We start from the raw sequence: 24,674 nt of genomic DNA, 5'->3' as shown, positions 1-24,674 counted from the left end.
TGGAGAGAATAACAATAATAAAATGATTGGTATAAAGAAAGGACTGAAGAAATTCGGTTCTTTTTTGTTTGTAGAATTTAGAAATTTCTTAATGTTATAATGATAGATGGTGATGAAAATGAATTTTGAAGAAAAAGAGATGCATCGTTTAGAAGCATTAAAAGCAATTGCTGAATTATTAAATGAAGCAACAGACTTACAAGACATGTTAGAAAAAGTGTTACATACATTGTTACAAGTTATGAATTTACAAACAGGGTGGATATTCTTTATTGATGAAAGTGGAAAGTACCGTATGCTTGTAGACCAAAACTTACCGCCAGCTCTTACGTGGCAAGAGAAGAAGCCGATGTGTGAAGGAGACTGCTGGTGTGTAGAGCGTTTTGTGAATGGCAGATTGGAAAAAGCGACAAATATTATTGAATGTAAGCGAATAGAGGATGCGATTGAATGTAATTGGGGAGAGACCGAAGATGTTACGCATCATGCGACAATTCCGCTAAGGTCTGGATCAGAAAAGTTTGGTCTATTAAATGTGGCCTCGCCTCAAAAAACACATTTTTCAGAGGAAGAATTAGCATTATTAGAATCGATTGCATTTCAAATAGGAACGACAATACAACGTATTCAGTTAGTGGAAAAAGAACGTAAATACGTAGTTGTAGCAGAACGAAATCGATTAGCTCGTGATTTACATGATTCAGTAAAACAATTGTTATTTTCTATTATGCTAACAGCAAAAGGTACTCTAAATATGACGCAAGATAGAGACTTGCAAGACATGTTGAGTTATATTGGAGAATTATCACAGGAAGCATTACAAGAAATGACACTTTTAATTTGGCAATTAAGACCGGAAGGATTAGAGAAAGGTTTAGCAGAGGCGATAAAAAATTATGGGAAGTTGTTAGGGGTTCGCGTGGAAGTTCGAATTGATGGAATGGTTTCAATTGGAGATGAAATAGAAGAAGTTTTATGGCGTATTAGCCAGGAAGCTATACATAATTGTAAAAAACACGCTTCATGTGAAAAGGTAAATGTTCTTTTAAAAATAGAAAATAATCAGTTGTATTTTTACATAGAGGATAACGGAATAGGATTTATACAAGATCACGTAAGAGAATCAGCGCTCGGTTTAAAAAGTATGAAGGAACGTATTCAGTTAATGAGGGGATCATTTCAAATAAAAACAGAGCTGAAAAAGGGTACGAAAATTGAAATTCAATTGCCAGTTTGAAGGGGAGAAGAAGGTTGAAGATAAAATTACTATTAGTTGAGGATCATCATATCGTTCGAAGAGGACTTGTATTCTTTTTGAAAACGAGAGAAGAATTTGAAATAGTTGGGGAAGCGGAAAATGGTGAAGAGGCATTAACATTCGTCCGAGCGGAAAGACCAGATGTAGTATTAATGGATTTATCAATGCCGAAGATGGATGGTATTGAAGCAACAAAACGGATAAAACAATATGATGAAACAATAAAGATACTTATATTAAGCAGTTTTTCAGAGCAAGATTATGTATTACCAGCGCTGGAAGCTGGAGCAGATGGTTATCAATTAAAAGAAGTACAACCTGAGCAACTTGTAGCTTCAATTATTGCAGTACATGAAGGGAATGCGAATTTTCATCCGAAAGTAACACCAGCACTATTAGGACGATCAGCAGTTAAGAAAGAAAAAGAAAACCCTTTTTCCATGTTAACAAAAAGAGAGCAAGAAGTACTTCGTGAAATTGCGAAAGGGCGAAGTAATAAAGAAATTGCAGCAGAGCTTCATATTACAGAACAAACTGTGAAAACACACGTTTCAAATGTTTTAGCTAAATTGGAAGTCGATGATCGTACGCAAGCTGCATTATATGCGGTGAAACATGAGGGGAATCGTAAGTATGAATAATGGAGTACCATGTTATGGAAGAATATATAGAGTTAGCCCGCTATTTGCGGGCTAACAATCAGTGAGAGATGTACAAAACTCGCACTGATTTACATTACAAATCATAGTGATGCCAAATAAAGGTTTTTCTTCTTTCAATAATTAGGTACAATAAAGTGAAACTTGAATCAGTGGGAGCCACCCCAACTGATTATTAGTCTGTACCAACTGGATTTTTACGGGATTAAGCTAAGATGGAAGGAGAAGATACGCTATGCCGGGTACAAGAAGTGGGATTGGAAAGATTCAGGCTTCGTTAAACGGTTTATCACCGAAATTGCGAAGTATTGCCGAACATATATTGAAACATCCACAAGATGTTGTACATAAATCTATTACAGAATTAGCTGAAGTTACGAATAGTTCTGAAGCTACGATATTTCGCTTATGTAAGCACCTTGGATTTCAAGGGTTTCAAGATTTAAAGATTACATTAGCTCGTGAAATTGTACATACTCCTATGCAAAATATTCATGAAGAAGTATCGGCAGAAGATAGTATGGTAACCGTTGCTAAAAAAGTTTTTCATTCGCATATTACAGGACTGCAAGATACATTGCATTTGTTAAATGATACAGCGCTAGAGCAAGCTGTAAAAGTATTGCAAGATACAAGCCGTATGGAGTTTTATGGAAATGGTGGTTCTGGTATTATTGCGATGGATGCATATCATAAATTTATGAGAACGGGTATTTCTTGTATTGCTCATACAGATTCACATTTTCAAATTATGGGTGCGGGTTTACTTACGAAAGGAGCAGTGGTTATTGCAATTTCTCATTCTGGTAGCAATAAAGGGTTACTCGAAGCGTTAGAAGTAGCGAAAGCAAGGGGAGCTCGCATTATTGCAATTACGAGCTATCAGAAATCAGCATTAAGTCAACTTGCTGATATTACATTATATACTTCAACACGTGAGACGGAATTCCGCACAGAAGCCAGTTCATCAAGATTAGCACAGTTAAGTTTATTAGATACTTTATACGTTGGGTTATCTTTACAACGCCAAGAAGAAACGTTGCAAAATTTACAAAGTATACGTGAAACAATTTCGATGAAACGAATATAAAAAGTCCTTCAGATGAAGGGCTTTTTATATTGGTCAATACTCTTTTATTAAAATTTGATGATTATAGTTTCCTGTTTTAAAAAATCTGTATTAATGGAGCCTTATATTCCCGTGTAGAGTTCTCATAAACTATACATCGATGCAAATTCAGTTTTTTCTTCAAATAAACATTTGGTTAATAATTCAAATATTGTTCAATATTTAACAAAAGGCTTTTAAAATTCCATGTTATGATGAACGTGTAATGATGATTGAACATTTAAATTTGGTGCAATAATTGGCCAAAACAGTGCAGGTAGAAGTTGTGAGATGAACTCATTAAAATTCTAAAACACTAAAGGGGAGATCACATATGAAAGCAGTAGTGGTTAATAAAAATAGTAAAGCAAACATTGAAGTTATTGAAAAGGAATTACGTCCGTTACACTCAGGTGAAGCGCTAGTAGATGTAGAGTATTGTGGAGTTTGTCATACTGATTTACACGTTGCAAATCATGATTTCGGAAACACAGATGGCCGCATTCTTGGTCATGAGGGTGTAGGTATTGTTACGAAAATTGCTGATGATGTTACTTCACTAAAGGTAGGTGACCGTGTAAGTATTGCATGGATGTTCCAATCTTGTGGACGTTGTGAATATTGCGTAACTGGTAGAGAAACATTTTGCCGTGAAGTTAAAAATGCTGGTTATTCAGTAGATGGTGGTATGGCTGAACAATGTATTGTTACAGCAGATTATGCGGTGAAAGTACCAGAAGGATTAGATCCTGCTCAAGCATCATCAATCACATGTGCGGGCGTAACTACATATAAAGCGATAAAAGTATCACATATTAAACCTGGTCAACCTATCGTCATCTATGGTTGTGGTGGATTGGGTAACCTAGCTATCCAATATGCAAAAAACGTATTTGGTGCAAAGGTAATTGCAGTAGATATTAATGACGACAAATTAGCCTTAGCAAAAGAGGTTGGCGCTGATATGACTATCAATCCAATTTCTCAAGGTCCTGCTGATAAGATTGTTCAAGATGAGTTTGGTGGTGCTTATGCTGCTGTAGTAACAGCCGTTTCTAAAGTAGCATTCAATTCAGCAGTTGATGCAGTACGTGCTTGTGGTAAAGTTGTTGCAGTAGGTTTACCAGTAGAAACTATGGATTTAAACATTCCGCGCCTTGTATTAGATGGAATTGAAGTAGTTGGTTCATTAGTCGGTACTCGTAAGGACTTAGAGGAAGCATTTATGTTCGGTGCAGAAGGAAAAGTAGTGCCGGTTGTTCGAACTTGCTCTCTAGATAAAGTACAAAATGTATTCGAAGAAATGGAACAAGGTAGAATTCAAGGACGTATGGTAATCGATTTTAAACAACATAATTGTGATTGTAAATAATCTACTTTAAATATAAAAAGCATGAGTCTAGCTAAAGATATGTAATAAAGTTAGACGGCATAAAAAAACTGATCCCTGCATTCAACAGGGATCAGTTTTTTTATCAATGCCGATTCATGAGAGATGATTAAAGGTTCACTTTGTCTGCAAACGAAAAAGAATCTTTACTATTAACAAATTTCTTATGATCTGGAACGGTTTGAATTGCAATAATTTGCGAATCTCTTGCTTTCAGTGCATCTTGAATCCCGATTGTCATAAGCTTAATAAATAGAATTGTAATAAAGAATGAAACGAGAGTATAAAAAATAATCCACCATGAAAGATTCATTTCATAACGATTTAATCCAATAAGGCCAGCCCAATCATTAGATAGAGAAACAGGCTTGAGCACTCCGTCATAGAGTTCTCGCATTTGAATCCCGCCAATTACGATATCAAGCAACGCTAAATGGATAACGAGTATGAGTGCTTGGACGATATGTTCCATAAATAACACAAATAAGCGATCAAGTAATAAGACTCGTAAGTGTTTTTTGATAATATGAAAACGGCTAGCCCCTAGCAATTGGGAACTTAAAATGTAATCTTGTTTCATAAATTCATCAACCTCTGAGGATATATATAAAGAAAGTGTAGGCAGAGCGACGAAAATAAGTACGAGTACTTGATAAAACGCAAATGAAACATTTGGATCTAATCTATCAGCATTTGATACGATTACAATATTAACGGGTGTGATGAGTATAAATGCGATAAATAAAGTAGGAATGTAATAAAAAACTTCTGAACATGACTGGAAAAATCTCTTGAATTTTGGAGCATATAAACTTAAAAGGATTCCTATACATGTTCCGAATAAAATTCGAAAGAAGCTAATTGCCACTGCTAATAAAATGGTGAACTTTGCTCCTTCTATAATTTGTAAGAAAACAGACTCTCCAAAACGATCCGATCCAAAAGGCGGTATTAATGATGGTGGAAAGGGAGCCTTTCCAAGCAATTCGTTATTGCCATTGTAAAGTAACTGGGGAGCTTTTGGGATGGTATCTTTAAAGAACCAACTATAAATAAAACTAGCTGAAACAAGTATGAATAAATAAGTAAAGCCGATTAAAAAGCGTTTTGATTTCCAAATAGATTTCATAAACCTGCTCCTTTCAATTGCTTTTGCCATCTATTCATCATAAGAGAGATTATTTGAAAAATGGCATAAAACGGTAAAATAATCATGACAAGTATGATAAATGCAGCTGGAGGTGAAATAAACGCCTTTTTAAATAAAAATTGAATAATGCCTTGCATATTAAAAACGAATTCTAAAATGAATAAGTTAGACAGTAAGAAAACAAAAATCGTTTTTAAATGGTGGAAGAAGTGGATAGATATATTTTTGAATAAATGAATGCGTAGTATATAACTTGATGAAAGGCCTTTACCATATGCAACCTCTACGTAATGTTTTCCATGTTCTTCTTTTATGTATAACACCATCATTCGAAACATTTGTAATGTAGGTAAAACAGATAAAGATAAAATAGGGAGTAAATAAGCTCGATTTTCATTATAGGAAATAATGGTGAAAGGAGCTTCTCCGAATTTCTGAAGTACCCATATGAAAAATATTTGCAAACAAATCATCATCATCATATCAGGGACAGCTTCTAATATGAACACAATTCGGTTTATCCATTTTTTTATATAATCTTTTGCTAAAAAATAAAAAAATGCCATGCTAGATGATAAAAAGAGCGCAAGCAAAAAGGCTAAAAATAATATAGTAAATGAATATAGATAAGGTTCTAAAACAGTTGGAAATAATGGTGTTGTTTTTAAATGACCATACTTTGGGTCTGATCCTATAACCAACAATGATTCAGGAGAGAAAACCTGTTTTAACATAGTAACGATCTGGTCAAAAAAATAAATGGGTTGAAAGGTAAATCCTTGTTGAGTGATAAATAAATAAGGTAAATTTAATAATAGTAACAGTGATAAAAGAATGGATGAAAGCTTAATTGTGAATTGAGATATTTTATGTAACATTAAATCCCTCCGACATCTTTTTACAACATTATACAATAAAGTTCATATTAATGTTTTATTTTTCTGAAAAATATAAATACTATTAGGTTTTATAGTATGAGCGTATATTTACAAAGTAAAAAATGATAGTAGGGACCTGAGCTCTATGTCCAGCGAGATAAAAGGACTCTATATGTGTTGTTAATGAAGGGAAAAGAGTATGTTGTGAAACGAATATAATACAACTTTACCACACGGAAAATCTAAATTTAGTATGTAAGTGAAATGGAATGAGGGGATTTGTTTTTGGTTATGAAAAAAATTTTCTTTTTAAAACTTGATTAAAGAAAAAATATTTTATATACTAATTCATGTAAACGGTTTACTAAATCGTATTTTGCTAGAAACGAAGGGAAGAGTGGCATGGAAACAAGGGGGAGAGTAATCGGGATTGATATCGGTACCACAAGTACAAAAACGGTTGTGTTCACAGAAAAAGGAAAAGTCGTTGCATCACATGCAGTTGATTATCCAATTATTCAACCGAAAGTCGGATGGGCTGAGCAAGATCCTGATGTAATATGTGCTGCTGTATACAAAACTGTAAGCGTTGCCATCAGAAAAGGTAACGTGTTACCAGAAGATATTTCTTCAATCGGTATTAGTACAGCAATGCACGCATTAATTGCAGTAGATGAAACTGGTGCGCCATTAACGCGTTCTATCATTTGGGCAGATAATCGAAGTACGAAACAATCGGAAAAATTATTACAACATATGAATGGGCATGACATTTATAGACGAACGGGTACACCGATTCATCCGATGTCGCCGCTTTCGAAATTATTGTGGATGAAAGAGGAAGAGCCGGAATTATATGCGAGCGCTTATAAATTTATTTCCATTAAAGAGTATGTTGTGTATCAATTGTTTTCACGTTACGTAGTGGATTATTCAATAGCATCAGCTACTGGGTTATTTAATTTAGAAACATTAAACTGGGATGAAGATGTTTTAACGATGTTACATATGTCGCCAGAACAATTATCAAAACCTGTGCCAACTACATATATTTTATCCGGTATGAAACCGGAATTAGCACAGAAGATGGGTATTCGTGAAGATACTCCAGTTGTTATTGGTGCAAGTGATGGTGTTCTTGCGAATGTAGGAGTTGGGGCAATATCGCCTGGCTCAGCTGCAATTACAATTGGTACAAGTGGTGCAGTTCGAACAATTTCATCAAGTGTTAATACAGATGAAAAAGGAAGAACATTTTGTTATGCATTAACAGACGAGCACTGGGTGATCGGCGGACCAACGAATAACGGTGGAATTTTACTGAGATGGTTACGTGATGAATTTGGTAGTCCGGAACAAGAAGTAGCAAGGAAGCTTGGAATTGATCCGTATGATTTGTTAATTAAATATGCGGAAAGTGTACCGGCTGGAGCAGGTGGATTGCTATTTTTACCGTTTCTATCTGGAGAGCGTGCACCTTATTGGAATGCAAATGCTCGTGGTACATTCTTTGGAATAAACCTTCAGCATAAACGAGAACATTTTATACGCGCAGTCATGGAAGGTGTTTGTATGAGCGTATATTCTGTTGCACTCGCAATCAGGGATTGTACAGGACCACTTACGGAAATACGCGTTTCAGGAGGTTTTGCGAAATCTGCATTTTGGAGACAAATGTTATCCGATATGATGGGAAAAGACTTGCTTGTTCCTGAAAGTCATGAAGCATCTGCGCTTGGGGCAGCGGCAGTTGCTTTATATGCTGTAGGGAAAATTGATTCTCTTGAAGAGGTAAAGGATTGGATTGATATTGTTCATCATCATGTACCGAATAAAGAAAATACGGCTATATACTTAGAAATGTTTTATATGTATGAACGACTTTACAATCGCTTGAAAGAAGAATTTGATTGTATAGCTGCTTTCCAACGTAAACAATAGGGGGATTGGGAGAAATGGTAGTTGGAATCGTACTAGCGGCAGTTGTCATACTACTTTTACTTATTACGGTAGTAAAATGGCATCCATTTGTCGCGTTAATATTAACAGCAATTGGTGTAGGATTAGCAATGGGAATGCCATTGATTGGAACTTCACCAAAAGATCCAGGGATTATCGATTCTATTAAACTAGGGCTTGGTAATACGTTAGGGTTTTTAGCAATAGTTTTAGCATTAGGAACGATGCTTGGAAAAATGATGGCCGAATCTGGCGGTGCTGAACGAATTGCTAACACATTAATTGGTCGTTTTGGGAAGAAACGTGTTCACTGGGCAATGATGTTCGTAGCATTTTTAGTAGGAATTCCGGTGTTTTTCCAAGTTGGATTTGTACTACTAATCCCATTAGTATTTACAATTGCGTTAGAAACAGGGGTATCACTTATTACAATCGGTATACCACTAGTAGCAGGACTATCCGTTGTACACGGACTCGTGCCGCCACATCCAGCAGCGATGGCAGCGGTAGGTATTTTTAAAGCAGATGTAGGGAAAACAATTTTATATGCATTAATTGTCGGACTTCCAACTGCAATCATTTCAGGTCCGCTTTACGGGAAATGGATCGGTGCTCGTATACATAAAGAAGTACCATTAGATATAGCGGAGCAATTTATTGAAAGAGATAAGAAGAAGGAACTTCCTAGTTTCGGAAATACATTGTTTACTATTTTACTTCCAGTATTTCTTATGCTAGGTGCATCGATTGCAGAAGTAGCGCTAAACAAAACAAGTCAACTTGCACAAGTATTGCACTTTATTGGAGATCCAATAGTCGCGCTATTAATTGCAACGATATACTCTTTCTTTAGTCTTGGTTATGCGAAAGGTTTCACAAAAGATAAAGTATTACAATTTACAAATGATTGTTTAGGACCTATTGCGAACATACTGTTAGTTATCGGTGCAGGCGGAGCATTTAATAAAGTGTTATTAGATTCTGGAATTGGAACGACAATCGCAGAAATGGCGAAAGAATCTCATATTTCACCGATATTATTAGGTTGGGGAATTGCGGCACTTATCCGAATTGCGACTGGATCTGCTACAGTTTCTATGATGACAGCAGCTGGAATTGTAGCGCCGATTGCAGTAAGTACACCAGGTGTAAATGTTGAACTACTAGCACTTGCAACAGGTGCGGGGTCATTAATTTTATCACATGTAAATGATTCTGGATTTTGGATGATTAAAGAATATTTTGGAATGACTGTGAAAGAAACATTATTAACATGGACTGCAATGGAGACGATATTATCTGTTGTAGCACTTGGACTAATTTCGTTATTAAATATATTTGTATAGAATGGGAGATTGATTAATATGAAACTAGGTTTAATTGGATTAGGAAAAATGGGATTCCCATTAGCAGAACATTTATATGAAGACAAGCATGAAGTCGTTGTATACGACGTTAATAAAGAACTTGTTGAAAAAGCAGGGGCTTTAGGGATTACTGCTCGTCATACATTAAAAGAAATGATTGCTGAACTAGAAGCCCCTCGTACAATTTGGGTAATGGTACCTGCGGGAGAAGTTGTTGAGTCAGTATTAAAAGATGTATATCCATTATTAGAGGAAGGCGATATCGTTATTGAAGGCGGAAATTCATTCTATAAAGATACGTTACGCCGTGCTGAAGAAGCGAAAAGCTTTGGTTTACATTACGTAGATATCGGTACATCAGGCGGTGTAGACGGAGCTAGATACGGTGCTTGTTTAATGGTTGGTGGAGAAAAAGAAATTTACGATCAATTAGAACCTTTATTTAAAGATTTAGCAGTAGAGAATGGGTATTCTTATGCAGGCCGCGTTGGAAGTGGTCATTTCTTAAAAATGGTTCATAACGGTATTGAGTACGGTATGATGCAAGCAATCGCTGAAGGATTTGAAGTGTTGGATAAAAGTGATTTTGATTTCAATTATGAAGATGTTGCAAAAGTATGGGCAAACGGATCAGTTATCCGCGGTTGGTTAATGGACTTAACTGAAAAGGCATTTGCAGATGATCCAAAACTAGATGGCATTAAAGGTGTGATGAACTCTTCAGGAGAAGGGAAATGGACTGTGGAAACGGCACTTGAACTTCAGGCGGCAGCACCGGTAATCGCAATGTCATTATTTATGCGCTATCGTTCTCAAGAAGATGATACATTCCACGGAAAAGTAGTTTCAGCGTTACGTAATCAGTTCGGTGGACATGAAGTTGTAAAAAAATAAAGATGTTTTGAAAAGAAACTTGTGCATAAGCGCAAGTTTCTTTTTTAGTGTAAGGAAACTCTAATTTAAAAATACCAATCAACCATCGTTTTTTTATCACATATGATAGCTTCAACATGTATTGATTGAACAACGTGTTCTATATTTTCGTCTTTCGCTAATAAAAAGTTGTAAAGGAATCAAATACACTCATGAATGCATAATCCATGTTTTCATCAGTAATAATGAACTCACTACAGATAAGGTCCCAAATATTTAAGGGGGGAGTATCATTTGCCTGGATTTGTCATCTAGCCAAATGTAATCCAAGAAAATAAAACCTCCTCGTAAACTGTAGAATATACTGATTTTTCTGTTAAGTTATATATATTCATTTTGTACTGATTGTATCAAAAATATAGTGAAGCATGAAAGATGTCCCAACATAAAAATAAGAATAAATAAAATGAAGTTTTCATAAATAGTAAAAGGATGATTATGTCATCAGTGTAGCTATGAAGTGGTGTTACATATGAAAAGAGCGTGTTAATAAAATATGAGGTGGTTAAATGAGTAATGAGCAAGTGAAGAATGTAGGGGAAGAAAAAAAGTTATGTCTTTGTATGATTGTTAAAAACGAGTCTAGAATTATGGAAAGATGTTTAAATGCAACAAAATCAATTGTAGATTTTGTTTCTATTTGTGATACGGGATCAACTGATCATACACCTGAAATTATTGAAAATTGGTGTAAAGAAAATGATATCCCTGGAACAGTTCATCATGAACCATTCCAAAACTTTGGTTATAACAGAAGTTTAGCAGTTTCATTAGCACAAAAAACATATCCAGAAGCAGATTATTTATTAATATTAGATGCAGATATGATATTAGAAGTGGATCCCGAGTTTGATAAGACTAGTTTAACAGAAGACCATTATCTTACATTGCAATATGATATTCATATTAAGTATTGGCTCACACGCCTTTTGAAAGCTTCTTTACCATGGAAATCTGTTGGTGTTACTCATGAGTATTGGGATATAGATCGTTCCAAAGTTGGTGCGAATTACAATACGAGAGTAGCAAGGTTAGACACGCTTGTCGTTAACGACCCTGGGGATGGTGGTAGTAAAGCTGATAAATTTGAGAGAGATGAGAGATTGTTGTTAGAAGGGATTAATGATCCAGAAACAACGCCTGATTTGCATATAAGATATTTATTTTATTTAGCCCAAACTTATTTTCATTTAAGTCAATTTGAAGACTCGATTAAATGGTACAAAAAAAGAGTGGAAGCAGGGGGATGGGTTGAAGAAGTTTTCTATTCATTATTGCGAATAGGATTTTGTTATGAACAATTAGCAAACCGTTCAGCAAATAAACAACATGAAGTAACAGAAGCGGATGAAAAAGAAAATGCTAAGACGCAAGAAGAGCAATATACAGCATTAGCTATTCTTTATTTTCAAAAAGCGTGGGAATATAGACCAACCCGGGCTGAGCCATTATATCAACTTGCAAGAATGTATCGATTAAAATCTCAAAATAATATTGCTTTAATGTATGCCCTGCAAGGGAAGGAAGTTCCTTTTCCGAATAATGATCTTCTATTTGTAGATTATCATGTGTATGATTACTTATTTGACTATGAGATTTCTATAAGTGCTTTTTATATACCACATAAAAAACATTTAGGTGCAGTGTCACAAAAAAAATTGGAATCGAAAAAAGAAGAGTTACCGTTGCATATAGCAAATATGGTAGAAAGTAATGCGAAATTTTATTAAATACAATTTCGGTTAAAGGAGTAGTGGAGTAATAATGGAATTAATACGATGGGCGCTAGAACTAGGGGAATCTGTGCATGGGAATACGTATGAAGAATTGATGCCACTACTAGATTATTATTATGATCGTGATCATTTAAAAGCGTATTGTATCGCAAATCTTCTTTTAGACATGGACGTAGCAGATGAGCATCGGCAAAGAATTGAATTAAGAAGATGCATTGCTGCTTATTATGCTGGATTATATAAAGTAGCAAAAAAACATGCAAATGAGCTTTTACTTAAACACCCGGATGTGGATTTATATAAAAATAATTTAAGGCTAATGGAAGCTTATTTGAATAAAGAATATGATTATTGTCTTTTTATATGCCCAAAGACGTATGGTAGTTTCATAGATGTTGCGCGAGCTTTGAAATGGCGATTGGAGCAGGAGGGAAATACAGCAATTATATCAGAAACAATACTAGAAAATGTGAAAAATACAATTGTTTTTGGAGCGCATACATATGCACATAACCCGAATCTACTTCCGAAAAATGCAATTATTTATAATTTAGAACAATTATATGAAGGAAGCCCTTATGCGCACCCACTTTATTTAATGTTATTAAAAGATAAGAAAATTTGGGATTATAGTAAACAAAATATAGAGTGGTTAAAACAAAAAGGGGTAGGAAAAGAAATAAGCCATGTAGGAATGAACTATGCGCCAACTTTGGAAATAAAAAAAGATGCATTTGAAGATGAGATCACTGAAGACATCGATATACTGTTTATAGGTGCTCTTAATCCGAGGCGGCAAGCTATTTTGGATCAATTAAAAGCAGTTGCCCCGAATTTAAATATTGTTTTTAAAAATAATGCGTGGGGAATTGTTAGAAATGAGCTGATTGCTAGGTCTAAAATTATATTAAATATTCATTTTTACTTATCAGGCATTCTTGAAACACCTCGAGTTTCTTATGCAGTGGCAAATAAGAAATTTATTATTTCGGAAAATAGTAATCAAGAGGACGAGATAGAGTGGCCAGGAATTGTGTTTACTCCGTACGAAAAAATAATAGAAAATATTATGAAATATGTAGCCTTACCAGAAGAACGTATCAAATTAGCAGAAAAAGCGTATACCCATTTTGAAGCGAAAGGAAGCATAGGTATACTGAGCCATAAAGAGGTGGAAAAGTAATTGTGAAGAACTCATACTTTCGTATGGGTTCTTTTTTACGTCTATCATACTATTTTATCAAGCTAGTTACCTCTTTATATTGTGTTTTGTGTAGAAATTTCTGATAATATATAAGTATAACTTGAAAATAAAGGGGAGAAATAATTATGAAACTAGTCGTTATTAACGGTACACCAAGAAAATTTGGTAGAACTCGTGTGGTTGCAAAATATATTGCTGATCAATTTGAAGGGGAGTTATACGATTTAGCAGTAAAGGAACTGCCTTTATATAATGGGGAAGAATCACAACGTGAATTAGAAGCGGTAAAAAAATTAAAGGCATTAGTGAAAACTGCAGACGGTGTAGTACTATGTACACCAGAATATCATAATGCAATGAGCGGAGCGCTGAAAAATTCGTTAGATTACTTAAGTAGTAGTGAATTTGTTCATAAACCTGTCGCATTACTTGCAGTGGCTGGAGGCGGTAAAGGTGGAATTAACGCATTAAACAGTATGCGCATTGTAGCTAGAGGGGTATACGCAAATGCAATCCCAAAACAAGTTGTGCTTGATGGACTTCATGTACAAGATGGTGAACTGGGAGAAGATGCAAAACCATTAATTCATGATTTAGTTAAAGAATTAAAAGCGTATATGGGCGTATATAAAGAGGTGAAAAAACAACTAGGAGTGGAGTGATATGCCATCTCTGTATAAAGATTCACGCTTGTATTTCATTCTAGGGGCCAATAGTCTATCAGCTATTGGTTCCGGAATTGTTATGATAACGATTCCGTGGTTGTTAATTAAAGAGAGTGGAGGAGAGACAACGTTTGGTTATGTTTCCATCATCGCAACTCTTATTATGTTTTTATTAACACCTTTTATCGGGCAAAGTATTGATCGTTTTTCAAGAAAATCTTTATTACTATGTAATGAAGGTATTGGGATAATCGTTATAGGAATGATGGCTATATGGGGATTTACTGGGCAACCTTATCATTCTATTCACTATATTCTTATATATATAGCTGGATCATTTTACTATTTATTATTTTATCCTACCATATTCGCTTTCAACCAAGAGATATTTCAAGCAGAACATTATAAAAGTTTAAGTGGAACAATGGAAATACAAGGACAGTTAACGCAAGTTATTTCAGGGGCGGCTGCTAGCTTCCTAATTGAAATCATTTCTTTAAAATGGATCTTGTTAGTAGATATGTTAACTTTTGCAGGAGCATTCGTCCTTTTCTTATGTATACCGTACGTAAAGAAAAAGGAAGTGAAAAAGAAAGTAACATTTAAGAAGCAATTGTTCGAAGGGATTCACTTTATGCAAAAGCGTCCGAAGTTCTTTTGGTTTTTACTTGCGACTTATATGCCGTTTATCGGTGTTATGATGGCAAATTATTTAATCCCGGTATATATTTCAGATATATTAAAAGCCAGTGCCTCAGTATACGCAATAGAAGGTATGATGTATGGTGTCGGAGCGGTTCTGGCGGGAATAAGTATTCCAATTATGATGAAATATGTCAAAATAGAAATTTCAATCGTCATGACTATGTTCCTATATGTAATTTCAATTACCGTAATGATTATTGAACCTTCCGTAATGTTGTTATATGGACTTGCAATTTTTCATGCAATTGGAAATGCAGGTACAAGAGTGGCGAGAAATGTATTAATGATGGAGGAAATTCCAAACGAAGTAATGGGAAGAGTGGACAGCTTATTTCGTTTAATTGGTACAGGAATTCGAATTGTATTATTAATGCTGTTTACAGCTGGTGTATCTAAAACTGGGGTAATGCTCCCTTTTTACGTATTAAGCTGCATATTGATCTTATCATTAGGAATCGCTATTTATTATGTACTTTCACAACGTAAAGTAGGGACGAACGTTGCCAATAAATCAATCGTATAAAGTGAAACTTTAATCAGTGGGGGGGTGTTCATCCGCCACTGATTATCAGCCCTCACCAATCTGGCTGCCCGCAAATAGTGGGATAAAAAGTACTTTTGCCTTCCAATCTTTTTCTATATAATAAAAAGAAAGGGAGTGAAAACTTATTTATGAACAAATGGATCTTGCTTATAATCTTATTATTACCACCACTATACATTCTTTATATGACGTTTCGAATGAAGCAGGTTGCACGTGAAAAATTGAGCCCTCACTCTCCATACGTTCTTATATTAGGCGCAAAGTTATTTGGAGATAGACCGTCTTTATCTCTTCAAAACCGTTTGGATGTAGCACTGGAATATTTAGTTTCTCATCCTGAAGTGAAAGTAATTGTTTCAGGTGGTCAAGGAGAAGATGAAGATATACCGGAAGCTCATAGTATGAGAAATTATTTAATGGTACATGGTGTAGATGAGAGTCGTATTTTAATAGAAGATCAATCTACAAATACGTATGAAAATTTAAAGTTTAGTATGGATTTATATGATGTGAAACATGCGGTAGTTGTAAGTAATACGTATCATTTGTATAGAACGAAAATAATTGCAAAGCGTTTAGGAATAAAGATGGAGGTACTAGCTGCTGAAACGCCAATGCGCTCTAAGAGAAAAATGTATGTGCGCGAATATGCCGCTATTATGAAAACAATATTATTAGACCGTTAGAGCTCAAATGTGAGCTCTTTTTTTGTAGAATAATGCGTATCATTTGAAATGAATTCCATATTCCATCAAAATAAAGGAAACAACGATAAAGGAGTTGTATTTGTGATTCAGTTTAATCAAGTGTCAAAATCATATGAAGATGGCACAAAAGCAGTGGATTCATTGCATTTAGAAATTAAAAAGGGAGAGTTTTTTGTCCTTATTGGCCCGAGTGGTTGCGGGAAAACAACGACAATGAAGATGATTAATCGTTTAATTGAAACGACTGAAGGCTCAATTTTAATCGATGGAAAAGATATTCAACAATACAATATTAATGAATTACGCTGGGATATAGGGTACGTGTTGCAACAAATCGCTTTGTTCCCGCATATGACAATTGCAGAAAATATTGCAGTTGTTCCTGAAATGAGAAAGTGGAGCAAAGAAAAAACAAAAGCCCGTGTCGATGAATTGTTACAGATGGTTGGGCTAGATCCAGACGTATATCGCGATCGTATGCCTGATGAATTATCAGGGGGTCAAAAACAGCGCGTTGGTGTTGTACGGGCATTAGCCGCAAATCCGAAAATCGTTCTTATGGACGAACCATTTAGTGCGTTAGATCCATTAAGTAGGGAGCAGCTTCAGAAGGATATTGTACAATTGCAAAAAAAGATTCAAAAAACAATTGTATTCGTAACACATGATATGCAAGAAGCATTATCGCTTGGAGATCGTATTTGTATTATGAAAGAAGGAAAAGTTGTTCAATTAGATACACCAGAAGGAATTATACATAATCCGAAAAATGAATTTGTAGAAGAGTTCATTGGAAATCGTGGACGACCTTGGTATGAAGGGAAAAGTATAGAAGATGTATTGCCACTTGATGAAAGTATGCGGGTAGAAGATGGGGATGCGCTATCATTACATTCTCCTTTACAAGAAGCATTAGTTCGTGTACGAGCTGACGAAGTCGTTCCAGTTGAAGAAAATGGTCAATATGTTGGAGTTTTAACAAGTCGTCATATTGTCAATTACATTGTTGAACAAATGAAGGAAAGAGGCTAAACAGTGACTGATTTTATACAAACGTTCCAAGAACGAAAAATAGAATTACTAACTGCATTAAGTGAGCATTTACAAATATCGCTTATTTCACTATTTTTTGCAGTAATTATTGCGGTGCCGCTTGGCATTTTATTAACGAGAAAAGAACGGATGGCAGAGTTTATTATAGGAACTTCTGCAGTAATGCAAACAGTGCCATCACTTGCATTACTCGGACTATTAATTCCGTTAGTAGGAATTGGAAAGCTTCCGGCCATTATCGCATTAGTTGTGTATGCACTATTACCTATTTTACGCAATACATATACAGGAATAAGGGAGTTAGATGAATCTTTAATTGAAGCAGCGAGAGCTATGGGGATGAATAGCTGGAGAAGACTGTGGAAAATAGAACTACCACTAGCGCTTCCGATTATTATGGCCGGTATTCGTACGGCGATGGTATTAATTGTTGGAACGGCTACATTAGCAGCTCTTATAGGTGCTGGTGGGCTCGGTAAACTCATTTTACTTGGTATCGATCGAAATGATCATGCACTTATCATTTTAGGGGCCGTACCAGCCGCGTTACTCGCTTTATTCTTTGATATAGTACTTCGCGTGCTAGAGAGTCCCAAACGCTCTTCTAAGCGCGTTATATTGACGATATGCATCGCTCTTGTAATGGTCGTCTCTCCATTTCTTTGGAATACACAAAAGAAAGATATTGTTATTGCCGGCAAACTTGGATCAGAACCTGAAATTTTAATTCAAATGTATAAGCAACTTATTGAACAAGACACAGATTTACACGTAGAATTAAAACCAGGTCTTGGAAAAACTGCATTTGTATTTGAAGCGTTGAAATCAGGAGAAGTAGATATATACCCTGAGTTTTCGGGAACAGCTTTATCTACTTTCGTGAAAGAAGAGCCAAAAAGCACAAATCGGGATGAAGTATATGAGCAGGCTCGCATTGGAATGGAAAAGAAATATAATATGGTTATGTTGAAGCCGATGGAGTATAACAATACATACGCACTAGCTATGCCGAAAAAAATAGCAGATCAAAATAATATAAATACAATTTCTGATTTAGGAAATATTGCACAGGATGCGAAAGTAGGATTCACATTAGAATTTGCTGATCGTGAAGACGGTTATAAAGGAATGCAAAAATTATATAACTATAAGTTTTCAAATGTGAAAACGATGGAACCGAAACTACGTTATAGTGCAATTCAATCAGGAGATGTTAACGTAATCGATGCATATTCAACAGATAGTGAACTTGAGCAATACGGACTGAAAGTACTAAAAGATGATAAAGGGTTATTCCCGCCGTACCAAGGTGCACCATTATTAAGAAAAGAGACATTAGAGAAATATCCTGAACTTGAAAAAGTATTAAATACATTGTCTGGGAAGATTACAGATGAAGAAATGCGAAAAATGAATTATGAAGTAAATGTGAATGGAAAAAGTAGTGAAGAAGTTGCGAAACAATTTTTACAAAAAGAGAATTTACTTCGTTAATTTTACAAGAAATATACAAATTTATATATGTGAAATGACCGTTCATTACAAAATGAACGGTTTTTTTTGTGCATACTTATACATTTTTTCAAAAAAGTATTCCATTTTTCTTCATTTTCTTTTAGAATAAGTAATGTTTTCCTGAAAAAATATAAGAGAAACGTCTATTAGAGAAAAAGGTGACTTTAATAGTTGAACGAACATAACACCTAGAATGACAGATGGGGTGGTACAAATAGAAAAGAAGTTAGGTTTTTTTCCATTAATTGCATTAGTAGTCGGAACAATGGTCGGTGGCGGTGTTTTTAGTTTACCGCATGATTTAGCAGTAGGAGCAAATAGTGGCTCTATAATAATTGGTTGGTGTATTACAGCGATGGGAATGATTCCACTCGCGCTCGTATATCAAACGTTAGCAAGACAAAAACCGGAGCTTGAGGGCGGAATTTATAGTTATGCACGTGCTGGTTTCGGAGAATATATCGGATTTAACAGTGCTTGGGGATATTGGCTAGCAGGAATTTTAGGAAACGTTGCAACAATCATGTTACTGTTTAGTACATTAGGTTATTTCTTCCCCATTTTTAAAGGCGGAAATAATGTTGCATCTATCGTTGGAGCATCACTTTTATTATGGACACTTCATTTTCTAATTCTATTTGGAATTCGTGAAGCATCTATTATGAATGTTATTGCAACGATAGGGAAATTGGTTCCAATCGTATTATTTATTGTTGTAATGGTAACAGCGTTTCGCTGGGATACATTTACACATGATTTTTGGGGAGAAGGAACAATCTCAGTTTCCTCTATACTTGGTCAAGTGAAAAATACAATGCTTGTAACTCTTTGGGTTTTCATTGGGGTTGAAGGAGCGGTTGTATTATCTGGTAGAGCGAAAAATAGCCAAGATGTTGGTAAAGCGACAGTACTTGGACTTATTTTAGTAATGTCTATTTATATTTTAATTTCTGTCTTGTCAATGGGAGCGATGACAAGAGGAGAGCTTTCCGTGTTAGAAACCCCGTCAATGGGACATGTATTAGAACATGTTGTTGGGACGTGGGGCGCAGTTGCGATTAACATCGGGTTAGTTGCTTCACTTGTAGGTACATTAATAGGCTGGTTTTTACTTGTTTCTGAAATTTCCCACGTAGCAGGAAAAGATGGCGTGTTTCCGAAAGTCTTTACGAAAACAAATAAAAAACAAACGCCACATATGGCATTATGGATCTCAAACGGCGTTGCCCAAATTATATTTATAATCGTTCTGTTTTCAGAATCAACATATCAAATTATGTATTTCATTGCTTCAACATCAATTTTAGTACCATATTTATTATCAGCGTTATTCCAATTCAAATTAGTTATTACAAACGAACTAAAAGATGCAAAAGTAAAAAACGGCTCGTTAGCTTTAATTGCTTCTACTTATTCTGTATGGCTTCTATATGCAGCGGGTTTGAAAAATTTATTGCTTGTTTCAATTGTATATGGAATCGGGATTATTGTTTACATGTATGCAAGAAAAGAAAAAGGAAATCGTTGTTTTAGAGGTATTGAGAGATATGTAATGTGGGCAATTGTTATTGCAGCAATCACATCACTTTATATGTTATTGACTGGAAATATAAAAATGTAAAAGTCCTTTTAAATAAAGGGCTTTTTTCTTTGTCTAGAGAATATTTAATTCATAAGATATTCAGGAGGGATGAAAATGGAAGAAAAAGAACAGTTAACCAGAATTGTTGATTTAGCGAGTGAAGTAAGGAAAGTATTAGTGCAAGAATCCTTTTTTAATCATCATCCTGAACTACGAGGAGTGATTGAAAATTTAGCGAGTGCTGTAGAGAATTTGGCGGAATTACAGCAAAATAAAGATGAAAACGCTGAAGATCGTTTACGTTATGTACTTGCTAAAATGAAAATTGCTCATAATGCCATTTTACAAGAGAAAAACGCATTTCCATCTCATTAATATACGTTTTCATTTTGAACCTGGCGGATAACGTCAGGTTTTTTGTTTCTAGTTTTTCTTTTCTTTCATACACTAAGAATAGTATGAAAAAAAGAAGGTGATGAAGGTGAAATTACATAAAGCTCTTCAACCAAGTTTTATAAAACGAATGTACTATATGAGGTTTATCGGAAAGTTTACAAAAGCAGAGAGAGAGAAGAATGGAGAGAATTTCTTTGTACAATGCCTATCGCCAATACCATTTACGTTACAAGAGCAACTAAAAAATGAACCTTATGTATTTGAAGGTTTATGTAGTAATAAAAAGAATGAAAAAGTCTTTGCGGAATTAAAGAAAAGAAAGTTAGAAAAGCAATTGGTTATGTTTCGTCTCTATTATGAAAGAGGAAATATATACGCGGAGTTAATTTGTACAGAAGAACCGCGAGAAATGGCAAACGGCTATAAAATGATTCCAGTACCTAAAGTTTCCGATTACAAAAAAGGAGAGTCTTTAGAAAGAAAACTTAGTAATGGTTATTTGTCATTTCTAATGCCAAAATATCCGAAAGACTTTGAACCACCCGAATTATTGTGGCACGATGGAAGGTTATATGGAAATATATCTTTAAAGTCATCATCAATTAGTTCAATCGCATATTTTGAACAGCAGCGGGAATGTAAGTATATAGACTTTAATGACTGGATGAAACATGTGGAAATAGCGGTAGAAGATCAATTATATTTTGTAAGTAATCATGTGTATGAGCAATTAAAAAAACGAATGACTGAAGAAGGTAAGCTTGTAGAAGTAGAGGAAATAAAAGTGCAAAAGGATGAATGGGAATGGGATGAGCGTGAATCCGTCTTTTTACAGTATGTAAAAAATTTTGTACGTAATAAAGGGCTATATTTGGATGAAACGGACATTTATAATTTCCATATAAGTGCGAAAACAAATATGTTGACGATTCTAGGTGGTATACCAGGCGCTGGGAAATCCCGTTTTGTGCAAGCTTATGCAGAAGCACTTGGATTACAGTATGGGGAAGAATTGGTTTGGATTCCGATTTCACCATCGTACCAAGAACCACATGATTTACTTGGTTACCTTCACCCGAATGGTACTTTTATTGAAAGTGAAACAAAATTAGTTAGGGCGTTAATGAAGGCAAAAGAAAATCAAAACCAGCTGTATATAATCGTTTTTGATGAAATGAATATGTCACATATTGAGCATTGGTTTACTCCATTTCTATCTGTGCTTCAACTTGAAAAGCAAAATCGTATTTTAAATTTATATGAAGGTGTACAAGAAAAAGAAAATCCAATTCCACCATCAATTGAAATTGGAGAAAATATTATATTTGTAGGTACTATAAATTTTGATGAAACAACGAAAGAGCTCTCAGATCGATTATTAGATCGGACGAATTTAATAACGTTACAAAAGATTCCGTTTTGTGAAATGTGTATGGAACAAGAGAAAGTTGTATTACAATCTCCTCTGAAAGTAACCGCAGGAGAATTTCGTATAAATTGGATCAGGAATAAAACGATGATCGAGGTGTTTTCTGGGGAAGAGTTAGAACTGTTAGATAAGTTACATGCTGTATTGTCATCACACGATGCGTCAAAGGGAATTTCTTTTCGATGTGCAAACGCAATTGCTTCTTATTTGCAAAATATACCGTTCCAAAATAACCATTCCTATATGATCAGTAGAGAAGAGGGATTGGATTTACAAATCAAGCAACGTATATTGACGAAAATAAGAGGGACTGAAATGATGGTTGGACCTTTACTTTCTGAAGAAGTAAAAAGGGGAGCGACATTAGTACCTCTTTTGCAATCTTCACTTGCAAACAGAGTATCTACATTTGAACACTCTTTAGCATATATAAGAGAAAAGCGTAGAGAACTGGAGTTGTATGGCTATGCAAAATGAAGTACGATATGAAACAGAAATCGTTGATACGAAAGAAACACTCCCTTTTGTATTAAAATTAATCATTGGATCTGAGGCGAAAGGGGAATATATTTTATTAAATCGTCTTTGTACATCTACTACGGCATTAGTTCAATGTATTTATAAAGTACAAGAATTAAAACCAATCAGATTGCATTACCATTATGAAAGTCCAATGAATATTACTTTTATATGGAATAAAGTATATGAGGGGCAGAAAAATATAAAAGAGTCAAAGTATGAAATAAATGAAAAAAAACAAAAGGTATTAATATATGAACATGGAAAAACGGAATTCTTTTATCCATGGCGTTGTGGATTATATCATTTTGAAGTGAATATAGAAGATAGAACGTATTATGGCGCTTTTCAAATCGTTCCCAAAAATTTTTTTGATGATCAATTTGAAATGATTCAAAACTATGTAAAGTCAATTTTGAATGAGTTGATTTTAGATAGAGGCTATTATAAAAAGACTTTCTCTGCGCTTAGTGATATTGAAGATTCTTCGTATTTAGTGTTACTTAGAAAGTTGCCGCAAAAAATGAAAAAGATAAAGCAAATTTTTAAGAAAATAGAATCGAGTTCAAAGTTTATACATGAATATAAATGGGAAGAAAAAGAGCGGAAATCAACGAGAAAAGGGGCCATAGTGGCGGAAAGAAAACCGTATGCAAAATATTATAATCGTAAGTGTATAGAACAAAAAAATAGTAAGGAAAATGCTTTTCTTAAATTTAAAGCGATGCAATTTAATCTCTATTTATTTGAAGCTGAAAGTTTTTTGCGTCAAACAATTGAAATATTAGAAAGAGCAAAAAAGAAGAAATCAGAAGAATTTCAAGCTGTAAAAACGATTATACAAACAATTGAGCGTAATGGATCAGTGACCGATAGAGAGAAACAAAAATATAAAAATATACATTTACTAAAAGAGGCGGATTTACGAAAGAGTTCTATGAAGATACAAGAATATAAAATATTATCACATTTTGTACATGGAAGTGTACAATACTTTCAAACTTTAATGCATTCGCCATTTTGGAGAGAAGTTGCTGAAACGGGTAACATAAACTCACATAATTTACCGATACCACATCAACAATTACTACAGCATTTAGATTTATTTCCACAATATATAGATCAATCTCCATCTTTACTATTTGTTTATAAACCCACATTTTTAGTGTATGAATATTACGCTTTTTTTATCGTTATTTCCATGTTAGAGCAAATTGGTTTTGAGGCTAGAAATTCCATTCGTGAACAAATACAAGAACATTTTTATGTAGATGGATTACAGGATGGAACGACAGTAGTTTTACACCGAGATGATATTAGAGTACATGTCGCATTTAATGATTTAATTGAAACGCATCCTCTTATTGCATTAAGTAAAGGGAGTAATTTTTATAATGGAGAAGACACGAAGAAGCCAGATATTCGTTTAGACTGTTATGTAAAGGAAGAAGGGAAATATGTATATCAATCTTCTATTATTATTGAAGTGAAGTATAGCCCCATGTACAATATTTTTCAGCACGTTGGAAATACGAAAGCAACTGAGCAAATGTATAAGTACTGGTCTATAAAATATGTAGAAGAACAGAATGGCAAGCGAGTCTATTATAGAAGGGCCATTTATGAAGTCATTTGTGTATATCCAGGAAGTCATATGCATAGTAAAAAAATTGAGTCTGGATGTGGTGTGTTCTTGCAATTATATCCGTATAAAACGAAACAAGGGGAAGAGAAATTAGCTGGAAAACATGGAATGGTACAAATTTTTGAGAAGTGGTTAAAAAGCATGAAGAAGTAAAAAAAATCCTTTTTTATAAAGGATTTTTTTAGATTAAGAAGAATTATATGCGGTATGGAAAGAAGTTTCATACGATTTGAATTTGAAAGTAATATAAATATGTTGTTAGAAGAACGGTA

Annotated in this window: 20 protein-coding genes and 1 pseudogene; 18 read left to right on the top strand and 3 right to left on the bottom strand. The window is 34.6% G+C overall.

Annotation, left to right across the window (positions count from 1 at the left end; translation table 11 throughout):
• Nucleotides 1-139: 139 nt before the first annotated feature.
• From ACTFOB_RS03200 to adhP, 4 genes are all read left to right on the top strand, one after another.
• Nucleotides 140-1,237 carry a sensor histidine kinase gene (locus ACTFOB_RS03200; protein WP_440024793.1) on the top strand — a complete coding sequence of 366 codons (1,098 nt, stop codon included), beginning with the start codon at nt 140-142 and terminating at the stop codon, nt 1,235-1,237.
• A 14-nt stretch (nt 1,238-1,251) separates the two neighbouring features.
• Nucleotides 1,252-1,899, top strand: coding sequence for a response regulator (locus ACTFOB_RS03195; RefSeq protein ID WP_440024456.1), 648 nt, complete (start codon nt 1,252-1,254; stop codon nt 1,897-1,899).
• Nucleotides 1,900-2,152: 253 nt separating this feature from the next.
• On the top strand, nt 2,153-3,007 hold the full coding sequence (locus tag ACTFOB_RS03190; protein ID WP_440024454.1) for a MurR/RpiR family transcriptional regulator: 855 nt from the start codon (nt 2,153-2,155) through the stop codon (nt 3,005-3,007).
• Between the two features lie 352 nt (nt 3,008-3,359).
• Entirely contained in the window at nt 3,360-4,397 is a 1,038-nt protein-coding gene (gene adhP / locus ACTFOB_RS03185) for an alcohol dehydrogenase AdhP (RefSeq protein ID WP_440024451.1), read from the top strand.
• A gap of 127 nt (nt 4,398-4,524) precedes the next feature.
• Here the strand turns inward: adhP and ACTFOB_RS03180 are convergent, their stop codons facing one another.
• Together ACTFOB_RS03180 and ACTFOB_RS03175 are read right to left on the bottom strand one after the other, a co-directional pair.
• Nucleotides 4,525-5,544, bottom strand: a complete 1,020-nt coding sequence (locus tag ACTFOB_RS03180; RefSeq protein WP_440024450.1) for an ABC transporter permease — start codon at nt 5,542-5,544, stop codon at nt 4,525-4,527.
• Nucleotides 5,541-6,443, bottom strand: a complete 903-nt coding sequence (locus ACTFOB_RS03175; RefSeq protein ID WP_440024449.1) for an ABC transporter permease subunit — start codon at nt 6,441-6,443, stop codon at nt 5,541-5,543. Before ACTFOB_RS03175 ends, ACTFOB_RS03180 begins: the two co-directional genes overlap by 4 nt.
• 402 nt (nt 6,444-6,845) lie before the next feature.
• Here ACTFOB_RS03175 and gntK point away from each other — a divergent pair, with 402 nt between their 5' ends.
• Genes gntK through gnd form a run of 3 tightly spaced genes read left to right on the top strand, consistent with a single transcriptional unit; the run spans nt 6,846 to nt 10,663 of the window.
• Entirely contained in the window at nt 6,846-8,384 is a 1,539-nt protein-coding gene (gene gntK / locus ACTFOB_RS03170; RefSeq protein WP_440024448.1) for a gluconokinase, read from the top strand.
• Nucleotides 8,385-8,398: 14 nt separating this feature from the next.
• On the top strand, nt 8,399-9,748 hold the full coding sequence (locus tag ACTFOB_RS03165; protein ID WP_440024447.1) for a GntP family permease: 1,350 nt from the start codon (nt 8,399-8,401) through the stop codon (nt 9,746-9,748).
• An 18-nt stretch (nt 9,749-9,766) separates the two neighbouring features.
• On the top strand, nt 9,767-10,663 hold the full coding sequence (gene gnd / locus ACTFOB_RS03160) for a phosphogluconate dehydrogenase (NAD(+)-dependent, decarboxylating) (protein WP_440024446.1): 897 nt from the start codon (nt 9,767-9,769) through the stop codon (nt 10,661-10,663).
• Nucleotides 10,664-10,728: 65 nt separating this feature from the next.
• On the opposite strand, the pseudogene ACTFOB_RS03155 reads toward gnd, so the two are convergent.
• A pseudogene (locus ACTFOB_RS03155) lies at nt 10,729-10,946 on the bottom strand (DUF2711 family protein); the annotation flags it as partial.
• Nucleotides 10,947-11,211: 265 nt separating this feature from the next.
• On the opposite strand from ACTFOB_RS03155, the gene ACTFOB_RS03150 reads away from it, so the two are divergent.
• From ACTFOB_RS03150 to ACTFOB_RS03100, 11 genes are all read left to right on the top strand, one after another.
• Nucleotides 11,212-12,432: a tetratricopeptide repeat-containing glycosyltransferase gene (locus tag ACTFOB_RS03150; RefSeq protein ID WP_440024445.1), complete on the top strand. Its 1,221-nt coding sequence runs from the start codon at nt 11,212-11,214 to the stop codon at nt 12,430-12,432.
• 34 nt (nt 12,433-12,466) lie between these two features.
• Nucleotides 12,467-13,621 (top strand): glycosyltransferase family 1 protein, encoded by a 1,155-nt coding sequence (locus ACTFOB_RS03145; RefSeq protein ID WP_440024443.1) that lies wholly within the window; start codon nt 12,467-12,469, stop codon nt 13,619-13,621.
• A gap of 146 nt (nt 13,622-13,767) precedes the next feature.
• Entirely contained in the window at nt 13,768-14,304 is a 537-nt protein-coding gene (locus tag ACTFOB_RS03140) for an NADPH-dependent FMN reductase (protein ID WP_440024442.1), read from the top strand.
• Nucleotide 14,305: 1 nt separating this feature from the next.
• The gene (locus ACTFOB_RS03135; protein WP_440024440.1) at nt 14,306-15,535 is read left to right on the top strand and encodes an MFS transporter; all 1,230 of its coding nucleotides are present in this window, start codon (nt 14,306-14,308) and stop codon (nt 15,533-15,535) included.
• Nucleotides 15,536-15,684: 149 nt separating this feature from the next.
• Entirely contained in the window at nt 15,685-16,242 is a 558-nt protein-coding gene (locus ACTFOB_RS03130; protein ID WP_440024439.1) for a YdcF family protein, read from the top strand.
• Nucleotides 16,243-16,344: 102 nt separating this feature from the next.
• On the top strand, nt 16,345-17,295 hold the full coding sequence (locus ACTFOB_RS03125; protein ID WP_151630546.1) for an ABC transporter ATP-binding protein: 951 nt from the start codon (nt 16,345-16,347) through the stop codon (nt 17,293-17,295).
• A gap of 3 nt (nt 17,296-17,298) precedes the next feature.
• Entirely contained in the window at nt 17,299-18,810 is a 1,512-nt protein-coding gene (locus ACTFOB_RS03120) for an ABC transporter permease/substrate-binding protein (RefSeq protein ID WP_440024437.1), read from the top strand.
• 214 nt (nt 18,811-19,024) lie between these two features.
• On the top strand, nt 19,025-20,452 hold the full coding sequence (locus tag ACTFOB_RS03115) for a basic amino acid/polyamine antiporter (RefSeq protein WP_440024436.1): 1,428 nt from the start codon (nt 19,025-19,027) through the stop codon (nt 20,450-20,452).
• Nucleotides 20,453-20,527: 75 nt separating this feature from the next.
• Nucleotides 20,528-20,788 carry a LemA domain protein gene (locus tag ACTFOB_RS03110; RefSeq protein WP_151630543.1) on the top strand — a complete coding sequence of 87 codons (261 nt, stop codon included), beginning with the start codon at nt 20,528-20,530 and terminating at the stop codon, nt 20,786-20,788.
• Between the two features lie 106 nt (nt 20,789-20,894).
• Nucleotides 20,895-22,715 (top strand): AAA family ATPase, encoded by a 1,821-nt coding sequence (locus ACTFOB_RS03105; protein WP_440024435.1) that lies wholly within the window; start codon nt 20,895-20,897, stop codon nt 22,713-22,715.
• Nucleotides 22,705-24,555: a hypothetical protein gene (locus ACTFOB_RS03100; protein WP_440024792.1), complete on the top strand. Its 1,851-nt coding sequence runs from the start codon at nt 22,705-22,707 to the stop codon at nt 24,553-24,555. Before ACTFOB_RS03105 ends, ACTFOB_RS03100 begins: the two co-directional genes overlap by 11 nt.
• The last annotated feature ends 119 nt before the right edge of the window (nt 24,556-24,674 follow it).

It is taken from the genome of Bacillus cereus group sp. MYBK79-1, from assembly GCF_051915365.1.
GTDB lineage: Bacteria > Bacillota > Bacilli > Bacillales > Bacillaceae_G > Bacillus_A.
Note: the sequence above shows the minus strand (reverse complement) of the source record. Positions and strands in the feature narration are given on the sequence as shown.

Bases quoted from the DNA above. Each gene is read 5' to 3' on its own strand.
- ACTFOB_RS03200 (WP_440024793.1), top strand. From the start codon at position 140: ATGCATCGTTTAGAAGCATTAAAAGCAATTGCTGAATTATTAAATGAA.
- ACTFOB_RS03190 (WP_440024454.1), top strand. From the start codon at position 2,153: ATGCCGGGTACAAGAAGTGGGATTGGAAAGATTCAGGCTTCGTTAAAC.
- adhP (WP_440024451.1), top strand. From the start codon at position 3,360: ATGAAAGCAGTAGTGGTTAATAAAAATAGTAAAGCAAACATTGAAGTT.
- ACTFOB_RS03180 (WP_440024450.1), bottom strand. From the start codon at position 5,544: ATGAAATCTATTTGGAAATCAAAACGCTTTTTAATCGGCTTTACTTAT.
- ACTFOB_RS03175 (WP_440024449.1), bottom strand. From the start codon at position 6,443: ATGTTACATAAAATATCTCAATTCACAATTAAGCTTTCATCCATTCTT.
- gntK (WP_440024448.1), top strand. From the start codon at position 6,846: ATGGAAACAAGGGGGAGAGTAATCGGGATTGATATCGGTACCACAAGT.
- ACTFOB_RS03165 (WP_440024447.1), top strand. From the start codon at position 8,399: ATGGTAGTTGGAATCGTACTAGCGGCAGTTGTCATACTACTTTTACTT.
- gnd (WP_440024446.1), top strand. From the start codon at position 9,767: ATGAAACTAGGTTTAATTGGATTAGGAAAAATGGGATTCCCATTAGCA.
- ACTFOB_RS03150 (WP_440024445.1), top strand. From the start codon at position 11,212: ATGAGTAATGAGCAAGTGAAGAATGTAGGGGAAGAAAAAAAGTTATGT.
- ACTFOB_RS03145 (WP_440024443.1), top strand. From the start codon at position 12,467: ATGGAATTAATACGATGGGCGCTAGAACTAGGGGAATCTGTGCATGGG.
- ACTFOB_RS03140 (WP_440024442.1), top strand. From the start codon at position 13,768: ATGAAACTAGTCGTTATTAACGGTACACCAAGAAAATTTGGTAGAACT.
- ACTFOB_RS03135 (WP_440024440.1), top strand. From the start codon at position 14,306: ATGCCATCTCTGTATAAAGATTCACGCTTGTATTTCATTCTAGGGGCC.
- ACTFOB_RS03130 (WP_440024439.1), top strand. From the start codon at position 15,685: ATGAACAAATGGATCTTGCTTATAATCTTATTATTACCACCACTATAC.
- ACTFOB_RS03115 (WP_440024436.1), top strand. From the start codon at position 19,025: ATGACAGATGGGGTGGTACAAATAGAAAAGAAGTTAGGTTTTTTTCCA.
- ACTFOB_RS03110 (WP_151630543.1), top strand. From the start codon at position 20,528: ATGGAAGAAAAAGAACAGTTAACCAGAATTGTTGATTTAGCGAGTGAA.
- ACTFOB_RS03100 (WP_440024792.1), top strand. From the start codon at position 22,705: ATGCAAAATGAAGTACGATATGAAACAGAAATCGTTGATACGAAAGAA.